The organism is Rhodobaculum claviforme (assembly GCF_016653255.1).
GTDB lineage: Bacteria > Pseudomonadota > Alphaproteobacteria > Rhodobacterales > Rhodobacteraceae > Rhodobaculum > Rhodobaculum claviforme.
The window spans coordinates 25345-42949 of the sequence record NZ_NHSD01000299.1; the positions used below are offsets into that span (position 1 = coordinate 25345).

The 17605-nt window shown below is 71.3% G+C and carries 17 protein-coding genes; 11 read left to right on the forward strand and 6 right to left on the reverse strand.

Annotation, left to right across the window (positions count from 1 at the left end; all coding sequences use genetic code 11):
- Nucleotides 1–2: 2 nt before the first annotated feature.
- Both gorA and rpiA read right to left on the reverse strand, forming a co-directional pair.
- Nucleotides 3–1376: a glutathione-disulfide reductase gene (gene gorA, locus CCR87_RS13665; RefSeq protein WP_201158086.1), complete on the reverse strand. Its 1374-nt coding sequence runs from the start codon at nucleotides 1374–1376 to the stop codon at nucleotides 3–5.
- 37 nt (nucleotides 1377–1413) lie between these two features.
- Nucleotides 1414–2208 carry a ribose-5-phosphate isomerase RpiA gene (rpiA, locus tag CCR87_RS13670; protein WP_201158087.1) on the reverse strand — a complete coding sequence of 265 codons (795 nt, stop codon included), beginning with the start codon at nucleotides 2206–2208 and terminating at the stop codon, nucleotides 1414–1416.
- Between the two features lie 237 nt (nucleotides 2209–2445).
- On the opposite strand from rpiA, the gene CCR87_RS13675 reads away from it, so the two are divergent.
- The 8 genes from CCR87_RS13675 to CCR87_RS13710 all read left to right on the forward strand — a co-directional run bounded on the left by CCR87_RS13675 (nucleotide 2446) and on the right by CCR87_RS13710 (nucleotide 11093).
- Nucleotides 2446–4011 carry an ABC transporter substrate-binding protein gene (locus CCR87_RS13675; RefSeq protein WP_201158088.1) on the forward strand — a complete coding sequence of 522 codons (1566 nt, stop codon included), beginning with the start codon at nucleotides 2446–2448 and terminating at the stop codon, nucleotides 4009–4011.
- 157 nt (nucleotides 4012–4168) lie between these two features.
- Nucleotides 4169–5125: an ABC transporter permease gene (locus CCR87_RS13680; protein ID WP_420850177.1), complete on the forward strand. Its 957-nt coding sequence runs from the start codon at nucleotides 4169–4171 to the stop codon at nucleotides 5123–5125.
- A gap of 3 nt (nucleotides 5126–5128) precedes the next feature.
- The gene (locus tag CCR87_RS13685; RefSeq protein WP_242512015.1) at nucleotides 5129–6052 is read left to right on the forward strand and encodes an ABC transporter permease; all 924 of its coding nucleotides are present in this window, start codon (nucleotides 5129–5131) and stop codon (nucleotides 6050–6052) included.
- Nucleotides 6053–6056: 4 nt separating this feature from the next.
- Entirely contained in the window at nucleotides 6057–7676 is a 1620-nt protein-coding gene (locus tag CCR87_RS13690; RefSeq protein ID WP_201158089.1) for an ABC transporter ATP-binding protein, read from the forward strand.
- A gap of 63 nt (nucleotides 7677–7739) precedes the next feature.
- On the forward strand, nucleotides 7740–8630 hold the full coding sequence (locus CCR87_RS13695) for a YicC/YloC family endoribonuclease (protein WP_201158090.1): 891 nt from the start codon (nucleotides 7740–7742) through the stop codon (nucleotides 8628–8630).
- Nucleotides 8631–8651: 21 nt separating this feature from the next.
- Nucleotides 8652–9311, forward strand: coding sequence for a guanylate kinase (gene gmk / locus CCR87_RS13700; RefSeq protein WP_201158091.1), 660 nt, complete (start codon nucleotides 8652–8654; stop codon nucleotides 9309–9311).
- Entirely contained in the window at nucleotides 9295–9813 is a 519-nt protein-coding gene (locus tag CCR87_RS13705) for a gamma carbonic anhydrase family protein (RefSeq protein WP_201158092.1), read from the forward strand. The genes gmk and CCR87_RS13705 overlap by 17 nt, the downstream gene beginning before the upstream one ends.
- Nucleotides 9814–9911: 98 nt before the next feature.
- A complete protein-coding gene (locus tag CCR87_RS13710; protein ID WP_201158093.1) occupies nucleotides 9912–11093 on the forward strand; it encodes a trans-sulfuration enzyme family protein in 1182 nt (393 codons plus the stop codon).
- A 10-nt stretch (nucleotides 11094–11103) separates the two neighbouring features.
- On the opposite strand, the gene CCR87_RS13715 is transcribed toward CCR87_RS13710, so the two are convergent.
- The gene (locus CCR87_RS13715) at nucleotides 11104–11526 is read right to left on the reverse strand and encodes a tellurite resistance TerB family protein (protein ID WP_201158094.1); all 423 of its coding nucleotides are present in this window, start codon (nucleotides 11524–11526) and stop codon (nucleotides 11104–11106) included.
- A gap of 86 nt (nucleotides 11527–11612) precedes the next feature.
- Here CCR87_RS13715 and CCR87_RS13720 point away from each other — a divergent pair, with 86 nt between their 5' ends.
- The 3 genes from CCR87_RS13720 to CCR87_RS13730 all read left to right on the forward strand — a co-directional run bounded on the left by CCR87_RS13720 (nucleotide 11613) and on the right by CCR87_RS13730 (nucleotide 13898).
- Nucleotides 11613–13193 carry a lysine--tRNA ligase gene (locus CCR87_RS13720; protein WP_201158095.1) on the forward strand — a complete coding sequence of 527 codons (1581 nt, stop codon included), beginning with the start codon at nucleotides 11613–11615 and terminating at the stop codon, nucleotides 13191–13193.
- A 61-nt stretch (nucleotides 13194–13254) separates the two neighbouring features.
- Entirely contained in the window at nucleotides 13255–13572 is a 318-nt protein-coding gene (locus CCR87_RS13725) for an HPF/RaiA family ribosome-associated protein (RefSeq protein WP_201158096.1), read from the forward strand.
- On the forward strand, nucleotides 13569–13898 hold the full coding sequence (locus tag CCR87_RS13730; RefSeq protein ID WP_338048928.1) for an arsenate reductase family protein: 330 nt from the start codon (nucleotides 13569–13571) through the stop codon (nucleotides 13896–13898). The genes CCR87_RS13725 and CCR87_RS13730 overlap by 4 nt, the downstream gene beginning before the upstream one ends.
- A 7-nt stretch (nucleotides 13899–13905) precedes the next feature.
- Here the strand turns inward: CCR87_RS13730 and CCR87_RS13735 are convergent, their stop codons facing one another.
- From CCR87_RS13735 to CCR87_RS13745, 3 genes are all read right to left on the reverse strand, one after another.
- Entirely contained in the window at nucleotides 13906–14322 is a 417-nt protein-coding gene (locus CCR87_RS13735; protein ID WP_201158097.1) for a PaaI family thioesterase, read from the reverse strand.
- Complete coding sequence (gene pdeM, locus CCR87_RS13740) at nucleotides 14319–15020, reverse strand: ligase-associated DNA damage response endonuclease PdeM (RefSeq protein ID WP_201158098.1); 702 nt, start codon at nucleotides 15018–15020, stop codon at nucleotides 14319–14321. The genes CCR87_RS13735 and pdeM overlap by 4 nt, the downstream gene beginning before the upstream one ends.
- A gap of 128 nt (nucleotides 15021–15148) precedes the next feature.
- The gene (locus tag CCR87_RS13745; protein ID WP_201158099.1) at nucleotides 15149–17557 is read right to left on the reverse strand and encodes a ligase-associated DNA damage response DEXH box helicase; all 2409 of its coding nucleotides are present in this window, start codon (nucleotides 17555–17557) and stop codon (nucleotides 15149–15151) included.
- Nucleotides 17558–17605: the final 48 nt, after the last annotated feature.

Sequence of the window (17605 nt, forward strand, 5' to 3'; positions counted from 1 at the left end):
CGTCAGCTCCGGCGGACCGGGGCGCGCAGGGTCACCAGTTCCTCGGCCATGGTGGGGTGGACAGCGACGGTGCGGTCGAAGTCCTCCTTGGTGGCGCCCATCTTGATGGCGATGGCGGCCAGCTGGATCATCTCGCCCGCGCCATCGGCGATGATGTGGCAGCCCAGCACGCGGCGGCTTTCCTGCGCCACGATCAGCTTCATCATCACCCGGTCAGACCGCCCGGCAAAGGCGGAATGCATGGCCCGGAACGAGGTCGCATAGACCTCGATCGGCTCCTGCTCGCGCGCGGCCTCCTCCGACAGCCCGACCGATCCGAGCTCGGGGCGGGTGAACACCGCGGACGCCACCAGCTCGTGATCGGCCTTGCGCGCCTCGCCCCGGAATACGGTGTCGGCAAAGGCGTGCCCCTCGCGGATCGCCACGGGCGTCAGGGCGATGCGGTCGGTCACGTCCCCGATGGCATAGATCGAGGGCACGGCGGTCTGCGACCATTCGTCCACCACGACCTCGCCGCGCCGGCCGAGCTGCACGCCGGCCTCCGTCAGGCCCAGCCCTTCGGTGTTGGGCAGGCGGCCGGTGGCGAACAGGACCGCGGCGAAGTCCCGCTCGCGCCCGTCGGTGGTCTTGGCGCGCAGGGCGTCCCCGGCCGGGTCCAGCGTCACGATGTCGGTGCCCACATGCAGCGCGATGCCCTGGTCATGCAGCGCCTCGGCCAGATGCCCGCGCGCCTCCTCGTCGAAGCCGCGCAGGATCTGCGCGCCACGATAGATCTGGGTGACCTCCACCCCCAGCCCGGCCAGGATGCAGGCGAATTCGCAGGCGATGTAGCCGCCGCCGACGATCAGGATCGACTTCGGCAGCGCCGCCAGATCGAAGATGTCGTCGGACACAAGCACCGGCAGGCCGCGCGCGCGCAGCTCGGCCCACGGCTCGGGGATGAAGGGGCGCCCGCCGGTGGCCACCAGGATGTGGGCGGCCGTGACCTCGGTGCCGTCGTCCAGCCGGACGGTGTGGGGGTCGACCACGGTGGCACGGGCGTCGTGGATGCGCACGCCCGCGCGCTCCAGGTTGGTGCGGTAGACCCCTTCCAGCCGCGACAGCTCCGCATGCAGCCGGGTGCGAAAGGCCGGCCAGTCGAAATCGCCCGCCTGCGCGTCCCAGCCATAGGCGCGCGCGTCCTCGATCGCGCCCGGAAAGGCCGAGGCGAACACCATCAGCTTCTTGGGCACGCAGCCGCGGATGACGCAGGTGCCGCCCATGCGGCTTTCCTCGGCCAGCGCCACCCGCGCGCCGCCCTCGCTTGCGGCGATGCGCGCGGCGCGCACCCCGCCCGAGCCGCCGCCGATCACGAACAGGTCCACGTCAAAGGCCATGCGCCCCTCCAGAGTCTTGCGGTGCGATGCGGTGCGCTCAGGCGTCCGCGTCGCGAAACAGGTTCTCGATGCCGTCGGTGGTGTCCTGGCCGGGGGCGACGATGCCGTGTGCGCCGTGGATGTCCACCCGCCCGTCGGGGTGTCCGACGATCACCATGTCGCAGATGTCGAGGAACAGCCCGTTCTCGACCACCCCCGGGATCTGGTTGAGCGCGAGCGACAGCGCCCGCGCATCCCCGATCCGGCCCAGATGCAGGTCCAGGATGAGGTTGCCCTGGTCGGTGCGCGCGGGCGCATCGCCGGCCATCCGCAGCGCGACCGTCTGGCCCAGCAGGTCGTGGTCGGCCAGCAGTTCGGCCACCAGCCGGCGGGTGACCTGCCAGCCGAACTCCACCACCTCCAGCGGCAGCGGGAACGCGCCCAGCGTCGCCACCTGCTTGGCCGGATCGGCGATCACGATCATCCGGTCGGATGCGGTCGCCACGATCTTTTCGCGCAGATGCGCCCCGCCACCGCCCTTGATCAGGTCCAGCCGCGGATCGAACTCGTCCGTGCCGTCGATGGTCAGGTCCAGCCGCCCGACCGCGTCCAACGTGCTCAGCCGCAGCCCCAGCCCCCCGGCCAGCCGGGCGGTGGCCTCGGATGTCGGCACGCAGGTCACGTCCATCCCCTGCGCGGCCACCCGTTCGGCCAGCGCGCGCACCATGAACACGGCGGTGGAGCCGGTGCCCAGGCCCAGCTTCATGCCGTCGCGGACGAAATCGACCGACCGGCGCGCGGCGGCACGCTTGGCGCGGTCGGCGGGGGACAGATCGGCGGTATCTTCGGTCATGGGGGCCTGCCTGCTTGCGGATCGCGCGCGTTATAGGCAATCGCGTCCCGCGCCGCGAGGGGCGATTTGGCACGGCGGGCGGGGGGCTGTCATGGCCCTGTCATCTCATCGGGGTTGAGTTCCGCGGGCAAGCTGGCGACTATGCGCGCCAAAACGCAGGCTTGCGACCGGGCCTGCGGGCCATGGATACACATGCGCTCCGGGTCGGGGCGCCCCACAGCATCGAAAGGACATTACATGTCGTCACTCATCGGCAAGGGCCTCAGCCGCCGCGGGCTTTTGCAGGGGGCCTCGGCGCTCGGGGCGTCGGCGCTGATCCTGCCTGCGGGCCTGCGCCCGGCGCGCGCCACCCCGCAGCGTGGGGGCACGCTGCGCCTGGGGCTGGGGCACGGATCGACCAGCGACGGGCTGGACCCGGCGCTGTGGGATCAGGTGTTCGTGCAGATGCTGGGTGCCTGCCTGCACAACTACCTGACGGTGGTGGCCGCCGACGGCACGCTGGAGGCCGAGGTCGCCGAGAGCTGGGAGGCCTCGGCCGACGCCGCCACCTGGACGTTCAAGCTGCGCGACGGCGTCCGGTTCCACGACGGCGCCCGGGTGACGGCGGCGGATGTCGCGGCCTCGATCAACCACCACCGGGGTGAGGACAGCGAATCCGCCGCCAAGCCCATCATCGCGCCCATCGTGGAGATCACCACCGACGGCGACGATGTCGTGATCTTCCGGCTGGAGGCCGGCAACGCCGATTTCCCCTTCATCATGTCCGATTACCACCTGCCGATCCTGCCCGCGGCCGACGGCCGGGTGAACCCCGATGCGGGGATCGGCTGTGGCCCCTACACCTTGCAGACCTTCGATCCGGGGGTGGAGGCCACCTTTGCCCGCTTCGATGACTACTGGAAGGACGGCCACGCACATTTCGACGCAATCGCGCTCTATGCCATCATCGACGCGGCGGCGCGCCAGAACGCGCTGATGTCGGGCGAGGTGGACGTGATCGACCGCGTCAGCCTGAACACCGTGCACCTGCTGGAGCGCGCGCCGGGGGTGAAGCTGATCTCGGTGCCCGGCACGCAGCATTACGTGTTCCCGATGGACAGCCGCGCCGATCCGTTCACCGACAACAACATCCGCCTGGCGATGAAATACGCCTTCGACCGCGAGGAACTGGTTCGCACCATCCTCAACGGGTACGGCGTGGTGGGCAACGACCACCCGATCGGGCGGTCCAACCGCTTCCATGCCGATGACCTGGAGCAGCGGATGTACGATCCCGACCGCGCCCGCTTTCACCTGCGCGAGGCCGGGGTGGACACGCTGCGGGTGCAGCTGTCGGCCGCCGAGGCCGCATTCAACGGCGCCGTCGACGCCGCCGTTCTGGTGTCCGAAAGTGCCGCGCGCGCGGGCATCACCGTCGATGTCGTGCGTGAGCCGAACGACGGCTACTGGTCCAACGTCTGGATGCAGAAGCCGTTCGTGGCGTCCTATTGGGGCGGGCGTCCGACCGAGGACTGGATGTTCTCGACCGGCTACGCCAGCGGCGCGACATGGAACGAGACCTTCTGGGAGCATGAGCGCTTCAACGAGATGCTGTTGCAGGCGCGCTCCGAACTCGACGAGGCCCTTCGCGCCGAGATGTATGCCGAGATGCAGGCCATCGTCCGTGACGAAGGCGCCACCGTGATCCCGGTGTTCGCCAACTACGTCATGGCCGCGTCGGACCGGGTGATGACCCCCGAGGTGATCGGCGCGAACACCACGCTCGACGGCTTCCGCGCGATCGAACGCTGGTGGTTCGCCTGATCCGCCCCGCGCCCCGGTCCGGGTGTGACCGGGCCGGGGCTGCATGCCCGGGCCCGCCCCGGCCCGCAGGTCCCGGACCCGGCGCGCAACCGCCGGGTCCGTGGCGGTGGGACCGGTGGCGGCGGGACGACCGGCGGCGTGCCACGGAGGGGACCGCGTGCGTCAGATAGCCGTCATGGTCGGACAGCGGCTGGCCCTCGGGCTGCTGACGCTGCTGGCGATCTCGATCCTGATCTTCGGCGCGACCGAGCTGTTGCCCGGCGATTTCGCCGAGGCCGTCCTGGGCCAGTCCGCCACGCCCGAGACGGTGGCCGCGATCCGCCGGCAGCTCGGCCTCGATCAGCCGTTCTGGGTGCGCTACTGGGCGTGGCTGTCGGGCGCGCTGCAAGGCGATTTCGGCGCCTCGCTGGCCAACCCCGACCGGCGGGTGGCCGACATGATCGGCGTGCGCTTCGGCAACACGCTGTTTCTGGCGGGGTATGCGGCGGCGATGGCGGTGCCGCTGGCGCTGGGCCTCGGGATCCTGGCGGCGCTGTGGCGCAATTCGGTGTTCGATCGGGGGGTGAATGCGGGCGCGCTGACGGCGATCTCGTTTCCGGAGTTCTTCGTGGCCTATGTGCTGATCCTGTGGCTGGGCCAGTCGGGGTGGTTTCCCACCATGGCGCGCGTGCCCGCGGGGGTGGAGATGTCCGAGCGGCTGTGGCGGACCTTCCTGCCGGCGCTGACGCTGACGCTGGTGGTGACCGCGCACATGATGCGGATGACGCGGGCGGCGATCATCAACCTGCTCGCCAGCCCGTATATCGAGATGGCGCGCCTCAAGGGGGTGTCGCCACTGGGGGTGATCACCCGCCACGCGCTGCCCAACGCGATCGCGCCCATCGCCAATGTGGTCGCGATCAACATGGCCTATCTCATCACCGGCGTCGTGGTGGTGGAGGTGGTGTTCGTCTATCCCGGTCTGGGGCAGCTGATCGTCGACAGTGTCTCGCGCCGCGATATCGCGGTGGTGCAGGCGGTCGCGCTGATCTTCGCCGCGGCCTATGTGCTGCTCAACCTTGCCGCGGATGTGGTCTCGACGCTGTCGAACCCGCGGCTGCTGCATCCGCGCTGACGCATGGGGGTGGCAACGCTTCTGGCGGTGATGGCGGGGGTCGTGCTCGGCGGGGCGGCGGCGGCCTGGCTGTTTCGCGCGGCACTTGTGGCGCTCAGCCGCGGCGCGCTGCGGCGCAGCCTGCGCGGTGCGCCGCTGACGGCGTGCTTCGGGATGCTGGTGATCGCGCTGTACCTGGGGGTGGCGATCCTTGCGCCGCTGCTGGCGCCCTATGGCGAGCGTGCGGTGGTCACGGTGCAGTTCGCGCCCTGGTCGGCGGATCACTGGCTGGGCAGCGACCATCTGGGGCGCGACATGGCCTCGCGGCTGATCTATGGCGCGCGCAACACGGTGGGGATCGCGCTGGCGACGACGGCGCTGGCGTTCATGGTGGGCACCACGCTGGGGCTGTGGGCGGCGGTGGTGGGGGGGTGGCTGGACGGCGCGCTCAGCCGGGCGGTGGATGTGCTGATGGCGATTCCGTCGCTGATCTTTGCGCTGCTGCTGCTGACGATCTTCGGCACCTCGATCCTGACGCTGGTGCTGGTGATCGCGGCGGTGGACGCCACGCGGGTCTATCGCATCGCCCGCGCGGTCGCGCAGGGGATCGTGGTGATGGACTACATCGAGGCCGCCCGCCTGCGCGGCGAGGGCGGCGCGCGGCTGATCTTCCGCGAGGTGCTGCCCAATGCCGCCGCGCCACTGGTGGCCGAATTCGGGCTGCGGTTCTGCTTTGTGTTCCTTGCGATCTCGGCATTGTCGTTCCTGGGGCTGGGGATCCAGCCGCCCACCGCCGACTGGGGATCGATGGTGCGCGAGAACGCCACGCTGATCACCTTTGGCGACGTGACGCCGCTGTTGCCGGCGGGGGCGATCGCGCTGCTGACGGTGGCGGTGAACTTCGTGGTGGACTGGCAGTTGCACCGCGCCAGCGGCCTGAGGGAGTGACGCCATGGCCCGCGCCGAACTGCTGAGGATGCGCGACATCCGCATCGAGGGGCGCGCGGGCGACGCATGGCTGCCGATCATCGACGGCGTGGACATGACGCTGCACCGCGGCGAGGTCCTGGGCCTGATCGGCGAATCCGGGGCGGGCAAGTCCACGCTGGGCCTTGCGGCGATGGGTCATGTGCGCGACGGCTGCCGGATCGCGGGCGGGGCCATCAGCTTTGACGGTATCGACCTGCGGGCGGCCCCGGACGCCACGCGCCGGCGCCTGCGCGGCCGGCGCATCGCCTATGTCGCGCAATCCGCCGCCGCCAGCTTCAACCCCGCCCATCGGCTGATCGACCAGTATTGCGAAGCCCCCGTGCGCCACGGCGTGATGACCCGCGCCGAGGCCGAGGCGGACGCCGTCGACCTCTATGCCCGGATGCAGCTGCCCGAGCCCGACCGCATCGGCTGGCGGTTCCCGCACCAGGTCTCGGGCGGGCAGTTGCAGCGGGCGATGACGGCGATGGCGATGGCGTGCCGGCCCGACCTCATCATCTTCGACGAACCCACTACCGCGCTCGATGTCACCACCCAGATCGAGGTGCTGGCGGCGATCCGGGGCATCGTCGCGCAGTTCGGCACGGCGGCCATCTACATCACCCACGACCTGGCGGTGGTCGCGCAGATGGCCGACCGCATCAAGGTCCTGCTGCGCGGCCGCGAGGTCGAGGAGGCGCCGACCCGCGCCATGCTGGCGGCCCCGCGCGCGGAATACACCCGCTCGTTATGGGCCGTGCGCACCCTGGAGCGCGCGGCGCGCCCCCCGTCCGAAGGGGGGGCGGTCGTCTCGGTCCGGGATGTCAGCGCGGGGTATGGCGGGGTCGATGTCCTGCGCGGGGTCAGCTTCGACATCCATCCCCGGCGCACGGTCGCGGTGGTGGGCGAAAGCGGGTCGGGCAAGTCCACCGCCGCGCGGGTGATCACGGGCCTGCTGGCGCCGCGTACGGGGCGGGTGCTGTTCGACGGACGCCCGCTTGCGCCCGACCACCGCAAGCGGACGCGCGACGACCTGCGCCAGGTGCAGATGATCTACCAGAGCGCCGACACCGCGCTGAACCCGAAGCACACCCTGCGCGAGATCATCGGCCGGCCGGCGCAGATGTACCTGGGCCTGCGTGGCCGCGCCCTGACGGAACGCGTGCGCGCCCTGCTGGCGCTGATCGAGCTGGAGCCCGACGCCCACATCGACCGCCGCCCGTCCGAGCTGTCGGGCGGCCAGAAGCAGCGCGTGGGCATTGCGCGCGCACTGGCGGCCGAGCCGCGCGTGATCCTGTGCGATGAGGTGACCTCGGCGCTGGACCAGATCGTGCAGGAGGGGATCCTGCGGCTTCTGGATCGTCTGCAGGGTGAGTTCGACCTTGCCTACATGTTCATCACCCATGACCTTGCGACCGTGCGGGCCATCGCCGACAGCGTGGTGGTGATGCAGCACGGCGCGGTGGTGGAGGCCGGCCCGCGCGATGCGGTGTTCGCGCCCCCGCACGCGCCCTATACCGCGCGCCTGCTGGCATCGGTGCCCGAGATGGATCCCGATTGGCTGGGCCGGCTCCTGGACAGGCGCGACGCGGGGCAGGGATGACGGCCCCGCCGTGCGCCATGACCGGCGGCGGGGGCGTGGACAGGAAGAAGAAAGGACAGGGCGATGATCAGCTCCATGACCGGGTTTGCCACGCACGCGGGCGCGCTGGACAGGGTCTCGTGGCAGTGGGAGATGCGCAGTGTGAACGCCCGCGGGCTCGATCTGCGGCTGCGGCTGCCCGACGGGATCGCCGGGCTGGAGGCGGGGGTGCGCGCGGCGCTGTCCGCGCGGATCGCGCGCGGGTCCGTCAGCCTGTCGCTGCGGCTGACGCGCCCGGCCGAGGGCGAGGTGCCGCGCCTGAACGCCGAGGTGCTGTCGGCGGTCCTGTCGGCGTTGCGCACCGCCGAGGAGGCCGCCGCGGCGGCCGATGTGCGCCTTGCGCCCGCCAGTGCGGCCGAGGTGCTGGCCCTGCGCGGGGTGCTGGAGACGGCCGCGCCTGAGGCTGACACCGCGCCGTTGGCGGCCGCGCTTCTGGCGGACCTGCCGGCGCTGCTGGACGCGCATGGCGCCGCGCGCGCGGCCGAAGGCGCGGCGCTGGGCGCCATCCTTGCGGCGCAGGTCGACCGGATCGCCGCGCTGAGCGAGGCGGCGGCGGAGCTTGCCGCCGCGCGTCGCCCCGAACAGGCGCGCGCGCTGGCGTCCGCGGTGGCGGCGCTGCTGGCGCAGGCGCCGCAGGCTGATCCCGGGCGGTTGGAGCAGGAGCTGGCCGTGATCGCCACGCGCACCGACATCACCGAGGAGATCGACCGCCTGCGGGCCCATGTGGCGGCCGCGCGCGATCTGCTGGGGCAGGGTGGCCCGGTGGGCCGGCGCCTCGATTTCCTGACGCAGGAGTTCAACCGCGAGGCCAATACCCTGTGCGCCAAGGCGCAGTCGGCAGCGCTGACCCGTGCCGGGCTTGACCTCAAGGCGGTGATCGATCAGATGCGCGAACAGGTTCAGAACGTGGAATAAGACCGGGAGGGGACGGACGGCATGGGTGATGCGCGGCGCGGCCTCCTGATCATCCTGTCCTCGCCGTCGGGGGCGGGAAAGTCGACGCTGGCGCGCCGTCTGATGGGGTGGGACCCGGGGATCTCGTTTTCCGTCTCGGCCACCACCCGCGCCCCCCGCCCCGGCGAGGTGGACGGGCGCGAGTACCATTTCCGCACCCGCCCCGAGTTCGAGGCGATGGTGGCGGCCGGCGAGATGCTGGAGCACGCGGCGGTGTTCTCCAACCTCTATGGCACGCCGCGTGCGCCGGTGGAGGCCGCGGTGCAGGCCGGGCGCGACACGCTGTTCGACATCGACTGGCAGGGCGGACAGCAGATCCGCAACTCCACGCTGGCGCGCGACAGCGTGTCGATCTTCATCCTGCCGCCCACCATCGCCGAGCTGTCGCGCCGCCTGCGTGATCGCGGCCAGGACAGCGCCGAGGTCATTACCGCCCGCATGGCCCAGAGCCGCGACGAGATCAGCCACTGGGCCGAATACGACTATGTCCTGATCAACCGTGACCTGGACGAGACCGCGCGCCGGCTGACCACCATCGTCACCGCCGAACGGCTGCGCCGCGACCGCCAGCCGGGGCTGTCGGGCTTTGTGCGCACCCTCAACGAGGAATTCGAGGAGACCCGCCATGGTCTGGGAGCTTGACGGCATCCGCCCGACGCTGGGCACCGGCGTCTGGGTCGCCCCCGACGCCAACGTCATCGGCCGCGTGGTGCTGGACGACGAGGCCTCGGTCTGGTTCGGCGCCACGCTGCGCGGCGACAACGAGGAAATCCACGTCGGCCGCGGCACCAACATCCAGGAAACCGCGGTGCTGCACACCGACATGGGCTTTCCGCTGGTGATCGGGGCGGACTGCACCATCGGCCACAAGGCGATGCTGCACGGCTGCACCATCGGCGAGGGCACGCTGATCGGCATGGGCGCCACCATCCTGAACGGGGCGAAGATCGGGCGCGGCTGCCTGATCGGTGCGGGTGCGCTGGTGACCGAGGGCAAGGAGATCCCCGACGGCAGCCTCGTGATGGGCGCGCCGGGCAAGGTTGTGCGCGCCCTTGACGCCGCCGCGCGCGAGCGTCTTCTGTGGTCGGCCGAACACTACCGCGAGAACGCGCGCCGCTACGCCGCGGGCCTGCGTCCGGTGTGACGCCGCAAGCCCCGCAGGGGGCGCACTGCCTGCGTGCCGGAGCGCGCCATGATGCCGCCCGACGCTGCCCGTTTCAACCACCCCACAAAGGGCCCCCGATGACCACTGATCGCAAGACCCTCGTCCGCCGCACGCCCTGGCCGCACAGCGCCAGCCGCCCCGTGGGCACGCCGATCCAGCCCTCGGTGGTCTATGCCGCCGCCGATCCCGACGCGCTCGATGCCCAGTACGAGGGGCGCACGCAGGGCTATGCCTATGCGCGCGAGGGGCATCCGAACGCCGATGTGCTGGCCTCCATGATCGACGGGCTGGAGGGGGCCGAGGGTGGCCTCATCACCGGCTCCGGGATGGCGGCGGTGGCCGCTGTGCTGCTGGGTGTGTGCCGCACGGGCGATCATGTGCTGGGCGGCGATCAGCTCTATGGCCGCAGCCTGCGCATGATGCGCGAGGATCTGCCGCGCATGGGCATCGCCATCGATCTGGTGGACCCCACCGACGCCGCCGCCGTGGCCGCCGCCATCCGCCCCGAGACGCGGATGATGCTGGTGGAGGTCGTCTCCAACCCCACGCTGCGGGTGGCGGACATGGAGGGGATCGCGCGGGTCTGTGCCGACCGCGGCGTGCTGCTGGTGGTCGACAACACCTTCACCACCCCGCGCGGCTATCGCCCGTTCGACCAAGGCGCCGACATCGTGATCCATTCGGTGACCAAGCTGCTGGCGGGGCATTCGGACGCCACGCTTGGCTATGTGGCCGCGCGCGACCCGGAGCTTCAGGCCGCGATCCGGGTGTTCGCCATCACCACCGGGATGACGCCAAGCCCGTTCGACTGCTGGCTGGCCGAGCGGGGCCTTTATTCCTTCCCCCTCCGCTATGACCGGGCCGAGGCGAACGCGGCGCGGCTGGCCGATCATCTGGCCGGGCTGCCGGGGGTGCGCCGGGTGCTTTATCCCACGCGCCCCGACCATCCCGACCACAACCGCGCGCGCGCCCTGCTGGGTGATCGCGGCGGCCACATGGTCAGCTTCGAGGTCGAGGGCGGGCGCGCTGCCGCCAACCGGCTGACGCGCGGTGCGCCGCAGCTGGCATTCGCGCCCACGCTGGGCGACGTGGGCACCACGCTGTCGCACCCGCCGTCGTCGTCGCATCGGGGCCTGACACCCGAGGCGCGCGCCGCACTCGGCATCACCGAGGGGTTCTTCCGCGTGTCGGTGGGGGTGGAGGAGATCGACCTGCTGCTGGCCGATTTCACCGAAGCCATCGCCGCCGCGCACGGTTGAGCGGCGCGCCTCAGACCCGCATGTGCCGGGCCCGCGCGCCGCGTTCGATCGCGGCGGCGTGGAGGCGGTCGATGCCCAGCTCGTGGCGGATCTCCTCCAGCAGGCGCAGCTCGGGCTGCGCCAGCCGGCCATCGGCGGCGGCCACGTCGCAGGCCAGCGCATAGGCGGTCTCGTTCAGCCGTTCGGGCAGGTGCTGGCGCACGAGGCCGAACAGCGCGCCGAGACCTTCCTCCTCCTCCAGCAGGTCGAACACGACCGACGCCACGCCGCCCAGCCGGTCGGCGTCATAGTCGGCGAACACCGGCAGGTGGTTGACCTCCATCAGGATCGCCAGCAACTCGGGCGTGCCGACCTCCTCGTCCGAGGCGGACACCGCGATCATGATCGCCACCAGGCAATCCTCGGCAGACAGCGCAAGCGGGGTGTTGGGCATCGGCTCCTCCGGGCGCACGGAATATTGACGCGGGCGGGGCGGCGCAATATCCCCCGCCCCTCATATCCCGCCCGATCGGAGAGACCATGTCCAGCCTGCGCGACATCGCCCTGACCTCCAAGGCCTGGCCGTTCGAGGAGGCCCGCCGGCTGGCGAAGCGCTACGACAAGGCGCCCCCCGCCAAGGGCCATGTGCTGTTCGAGACCGGCTACGGCCCCTCGGGGCTGCCGCATATCGGCACCTTCGGCGAGGTGGCGCGCACCACCATGATCCGCCGGGCGTTCGAGGCGATCAGCGACATCCCGACCCGGCTGATCTGTTTTTCCGACGACATGGACGGCATGCGCAAGGTGCCCGACAATGTCCCCGACCCCGAGGGGCTGCGCGCGCATCTGCAGAAGCCGCTGACGGCGGTGCCCGATCCGTTCGGCACGCATGCCAGCTTCGGGCACCACAACAACGCCATGCTGCGGCGGTTCCTCGATACCTTCGGCTTCGAGTACGAGTTCATCTCGGCCACCGACTTCTACCGCGAGGGCCGCTTCGACGACGTGCTGCTGCGCGCCGCCGAACGCTATGACGCGCTGATGGAGGTGATGCTGGCCAGCCTGCGCGAGGAGCGCCAGCAGACCTATTCGATCTTCCTGCCGATCCACCCTGAAACCGGGCGGGTGCTTTATGTGCCGATCCGGCATGTGGATGCAAAGGACGGCACCGTCACCTTCGATGACGAGACGGGGCGCGAATGGACCCTGCCGGTCACGGGCGGCAATGTGAAGCTGCAATGGAAGCCCGATTTCGGCGCACGCTGGGCGGCGCTGGACGTCGATTTCGAGATGTTCGGCAAGGACCATTCCACCAACGCGCCGATCTACGACCGCATCTGCGAGATCCTCGGCGGCCGGGCGCCGGAACACTATGTCTATGAGCTGTTCCTGGACGAGAACGGCGAGAAGATCTCCAAGTCCAAGGGCAACGGGCTGACCATCGACGAATGGCTGACCTATGCCTCGGCCGAGTCGCTGTCGTATTTCATGTTCCAGAAGCCGCGCACGGCCAAGCGGATGTTCTTCGACGTGATCCCGCGCGCGGTGGATGAATACCACCAGCAGCTGCGCGCCTGGCCGGACCAGGACGCGGCGCAGCAGATTGCCAATCCGGTGTGGCACATCCACGCGGGCCAGCCGCCCGCCAGCGGCATGGTGGTGAACTTCGCAACCCTTCTGAACCTTGCCAGCGTGGTGGGGGCGTCGGACGCGGCCACGTTGTGGGGCTTCATCCGCCGTTATGCGCCCGACGCCGATCCCGCGACGCACCCCGATCTGGATGCCGCTGCCGAAGGGGCGGTGCGCTACTTCCGTGACTTCGTGGCGCCCGCGCGGGTGTTCCGCCTGCCCGACGACCGCGAACGCGCCGCGATGGTCGATCTCGCCGACCGGCTGCGGGCATGGGACGGCGCACCCGAGGCGGAGGCGCTGCAGTCGGTGGTTTTTGCCGTGGGCCGCGAGCATGGGTTCGATCCGCTGCGGGCGTGGTTCAAGGCGCTGTACGAGGTGCTGCTGGGCGCGTCCGAGGGGCCGCGCTTTGGCGGGTTCATCGCGCTTTACGGGGTGGACGAGACCCGCGCCCTGATCGAGCGCGCATTGGCCGGAGAGCTTGCCGGCTGACACTTGCGCAGGGACTGCGGCCCGCATACCTGCGGAGGACGATCCAACGAGAGGCAAGAGCATGCAGATCCAGGTCAACACCGACAACGCCATTCAGGGCCGCGAGGACGTCGTCCGCTTCGTCGAGGGCGTGATTGCCTCGAAACTGGGCGCGGTGTCGTCGCACATCACCCGCATCGAGGTGCACATCGGCGACGAGAACGGCCCCAAGCATGGCCCCGAGGACAAGCGCTGCATGGTCGAGGCCCGGCTGGAGAATCGCCAGCCCACCGCGGTCACCCACACCGCCGACAACCTGCAAAGTGCCGTGACCGGCGCGGTGGACAAGATGCGCAACGCCCTCGATCGCGACCTGGGCAAGCTCAAGGCGCATCGGTGAGCATCACGCTTTACGGCATTCCCACCTGCGACACCTGTCGCAAGGCCCGCCGCGCGCTGGAGGCGGCGGGCCACACCGTCGCCTTTCGCGACGTGCGGGCCGCGCCGCTGACGGCCGCCGAATGGGCCGAGATGGTGGCGGCGCTGGGTGACGGGGTGGTCAACCGCCGCGCGCCCAGCTTCCGCGCTCTGGAGCCTTCGGTGCAGGACGCGGCGCCGGCCGACCTGCTGGCGGCGGCGCCGGTGGTGATGAAGCGCCCGGTCATCCGGGCGGGGGATGCGTGGCATCTGGGCTGGGGTGCGCCGGTGCAGGCCGCGCTGCTCTGAGCGCGCCTCAGGCGTCGACGGGGATCATGGTGCCCAGCATCTCGGCCACGGTGACGGGGCCGCCGTCACGCTCGGCCACGACGCTGGCGCGAACCACCACCAGCCGACGGCCCGAGCGCAGGACCTCTCCGGTGGCCACGAGGCGGCGGCCGGTGGCGGGGGCCAGCAGGTTGATCTTCATCTCCACCGTCATCACCTCGCGTCCCTCGGGCATCACCGACAGCGCGGCGTAACCGGCCGCCGAATCGCCCAGCGCAAAGGTCACCCCGGCGTGCCCGGCACCGTGCTGCTGCGCACACTCCGCCAGCAGGGGGGCTGCGATGCGGACACGGCCCGGCGCCACCTCCAGCAGATCGGCGCGCAGCGTTGCCATGAAGGTCTGGCGCGCAAAGCTGTCGGCGATACGGGCGTGTTCGGGGGTCATGGGGAGATCCTGCGGGTGGGGGGGCGCCGGGCTGCGCGTCTGGGCATCGGTATGGCATGGGCGCGCGTGCCCGTCAGCACCGCGATGGCATCGGGCGCCATCAGGCCCGCCAGCGCCTCGGCCTCGGTCGCAAGACCTCCGGTGTAGGTGCCATAGGCCGGCAGGATCACCCGCGCGCCGTCGATCAGGAAACACGCCCGTGCCACCCGCGCGGCCCCCAGCGCCAGCCGCGCCTTGGGGTGATAGTGACCCGACACCTCGGCCGTCGCGTCGGGCCGGGCGATGTGGCGGAATGTGAGCGGGCCGAGGCGCACCTCGGCCCGGTGGGTGCCGGGCAGCGCCAGCGGGCCGGGGTCGTGGTTGCCCTCCACCCAGTCCCAGACCCGACCGTCCAGCAGTGCGGCAAGCCGCGCGCGCTGTGGTTCGCTCAGCCCCTCGGCCGCCCGGCGATCATCGAAGCTGTCGCCCAGCGCGATGACATGCGCGGGCCGCAACGCCGCGAGGTCGGCGGCCAGCCGCGCCAGCGTGTCGTCGGTCTCGTAGGGGGGCAGCAGCGGGCCGCCGCGCCGTGCCATCCGCTCGGCCCGGCCCAGGTGCAGGTCCGACACCACCACGAGCCCGCGCTCGGGCCAGTGCAGCGCGCCGGAAGCGCAGGCGCGCAGCCGGGCGCCGGACAGGGTAAAGGCGTGGGCGTTCATGCCGGGGTGCATGCCCGGCCCGCCCGCGGCCGGCAAGTGGGAAGCATCGCCGCCGTCGGGGGCATCGAGCCCCCTCGGCGGCGGCGCCCCGCGCAGCGGGTCGCAGGGCGCGGCACGGGCGGGGCCGCTCAGGACAACCCGGCCTCGGCCATGAGGCGTTCGGCGGCGGCCTCCACCAGCCGCTCGCGGCCTGCGCCGTGGACCGGAATGCGGCCAGGTTCGAGGAACAGCGGCGCGGACAGCGGCGAGACGCGCCCGAGGGCCATGTGGTCGATTCGGCCCCGGACCCGGGCGAGCATCTCCTCGATCCGGCCGAAGTCGACGAGACCGCGCATCGCTTCCTCGCGGGTGATGTCCAGCAGCAGGTGGTCGGGATCGTATTTGCGCAACGTGTCATAGAGGATGTCGGAGGAGAATGTCGCCTGCCGGGGGGATTTGCGTTTGCCCGGCGTGGTGCGGTCGATCAGTCCCGCCACGATGGCGGCGGCGCGGAAGGTGCGCTTCATCACCGCGTTGCCCTGCAGCCACTGATCCAGCCCGTCGCGCAGGCGGTCGGGGTCGAACAGGGGGGCGGGGTCGGCCACGGCCTCCAGCCCCCAGATCAGCGTGGCATAATCGGTGGCGACGAAGCCCAGTGGCGCGAGGCCCATTTCCTCCATCCGCTTGGTCAGCAACAGGCCCAGCGTCTGCTGCCCGTTGCGCCCGGCAAAGCCGAAGACACACAGGTGGTGGCGCCCCTCGTGCGGAAACGTCTCCACCAGCAGCCGGTCCGGCGCGGGCAGGCGCGAGACCTTGTGCTGGAGCGCCAGCCAGTCGGCGGTGTGGGCGGGCAGGTCGGGCCAGGCGGGCGCTTGCAACATGGCCAGGATGCGCTGCGCCAGCACGGTGGAGGTGGCAAACTTCGAGCCGTTGAACACCGCCACCCTGGGATCGCGGCCGGGCTGGCGCGTGACCTCCACCACCATCTCGCGCAGGGATTCGTAGCGCACCACATGGCCGCCGATGAGGAAGGTGTCACCGGGCGTGAGCGTCGTGGCGAAGGCTTCCTCGACCTCGCCCAGGGGGGCACCGCCGCGGCTGGACTTCAGCCGCACCGGCAGGGTCTCGGTGTCGATGATGGTGCCGAGGTTCATGCGGATGGTGCGCGCGGCGCGCGGATCGCGCAGCTGCCAGCGCCCGCCCACCTGCATCAGGCGTTGCCAGCGGTCATAGGCGCGCAGCGCGTATCCCCCCGTGGCCACGAAATCGAGGCAGGCGTCAAACGCCGCACGCGGCAGGGTGGCATAGGGGCCGGCGGTCGTGACCTCGGCAAACAGGGCGTCGGCGTCGAACGGACCGGCGGCGGCGGTCGCGAGGATGTGCTGGCACAGCACGTCGCGCGGGCCGGGTCCGCGCGGATCGCCGTCGAGCGTGCCCTCGCGCACGGCGGCGAGGGCGGCGTGGCACTCCACGACCTCGAACCGGTTGGCGGGCACCAGCAGCGCCTTCGATGGCGCGTTGTAGCGGTGGTTGGCGCGCCCGATCCGCTGCACCAGCCGCTTGACGTTGCGCGGGGCGCCGACCTGGATCACCAGGTCCACGTCGCCCCAGTCGATGCCGAGGTCGAGCGTGCCCGTGCACACAACCGCGCGGAGCTTGCCCGCCGTCATCGCGGCCTCCACCCGGGCGCGCTGGTCGCGCGCAAGGCTGCCGTGGTGGATGGCGATGGGCAGCGCGTCCTCGTTGGCCATCCACAGCGCGTGGAAGAACAGCTCGGCCTGGGCGCGGGTGTTGTGAAAGACGAGCGTGGTGCGATGGGCGCGGATCTGCTCCAGGATCGCGGGGATCGCGTGCCGGGCGCCCCCGCCCGCCCACGGAGGGGGCGTGGTGTCCAGCATGGCGATGTCGGGCGCGGGGCCTGGGTCGGCCTGCAGGACCGCGCACGCGTCGGGGTGACGCGCGAGAAACCGCGCCAGCGCCGGCGGGTCCTCCACCGTGGCCGACAGCCCCACCCGCCGCAGCCCCGGCGCGAGGCGCTCCAGCCGCGCGAGCGCCAGCATCAGCTGGTCGCCGCGCTTTGATTCGGCCAGCGCGTGGATCTCGTCCACCACCACCCGGCGCAGGCCCGCGAACATCCGTGGCGCGTCGTCATAGCTCAGCAGCAGCGCAAGGCTCTCGGGCGTCGTCAGCAGGATATGCGGCGGATCGGCGCGCTGGCGGCGGCGCGCGGTCTGCGAGGTGTCGCCGGTGCGATCCTCGATGCGCAGGGGCAGGCCCATCTCGTCGACCGGGGCCCGGAGATTGCGGCCGATGTCGGCCGTCAGCGCCTTGAGTGGCGAGACATAGAGCGTGTGCAGCCGTGGCCGAGGGTCGGCCGCCAGCTCCACCAGCGACGGCAGGAACCCCGCCAGCGTCTTGCCCCCGCCCGTGGGGGCGACCAGCAGCAGCGCGGGTGCCCCGGCGCGGGCCAGCATCGCGGCCTGGTGGTCGTGCAGCCGCCAGCCGCGCGCGGCAAACCAGTCGGCAAGGCGGGGGGGCAGGGGGGTGGGCGCGTCCATGCTCCGGCAGGTAGCGCGCGGCGGGTGCCGCCGCCAGCGTCCGCGGAG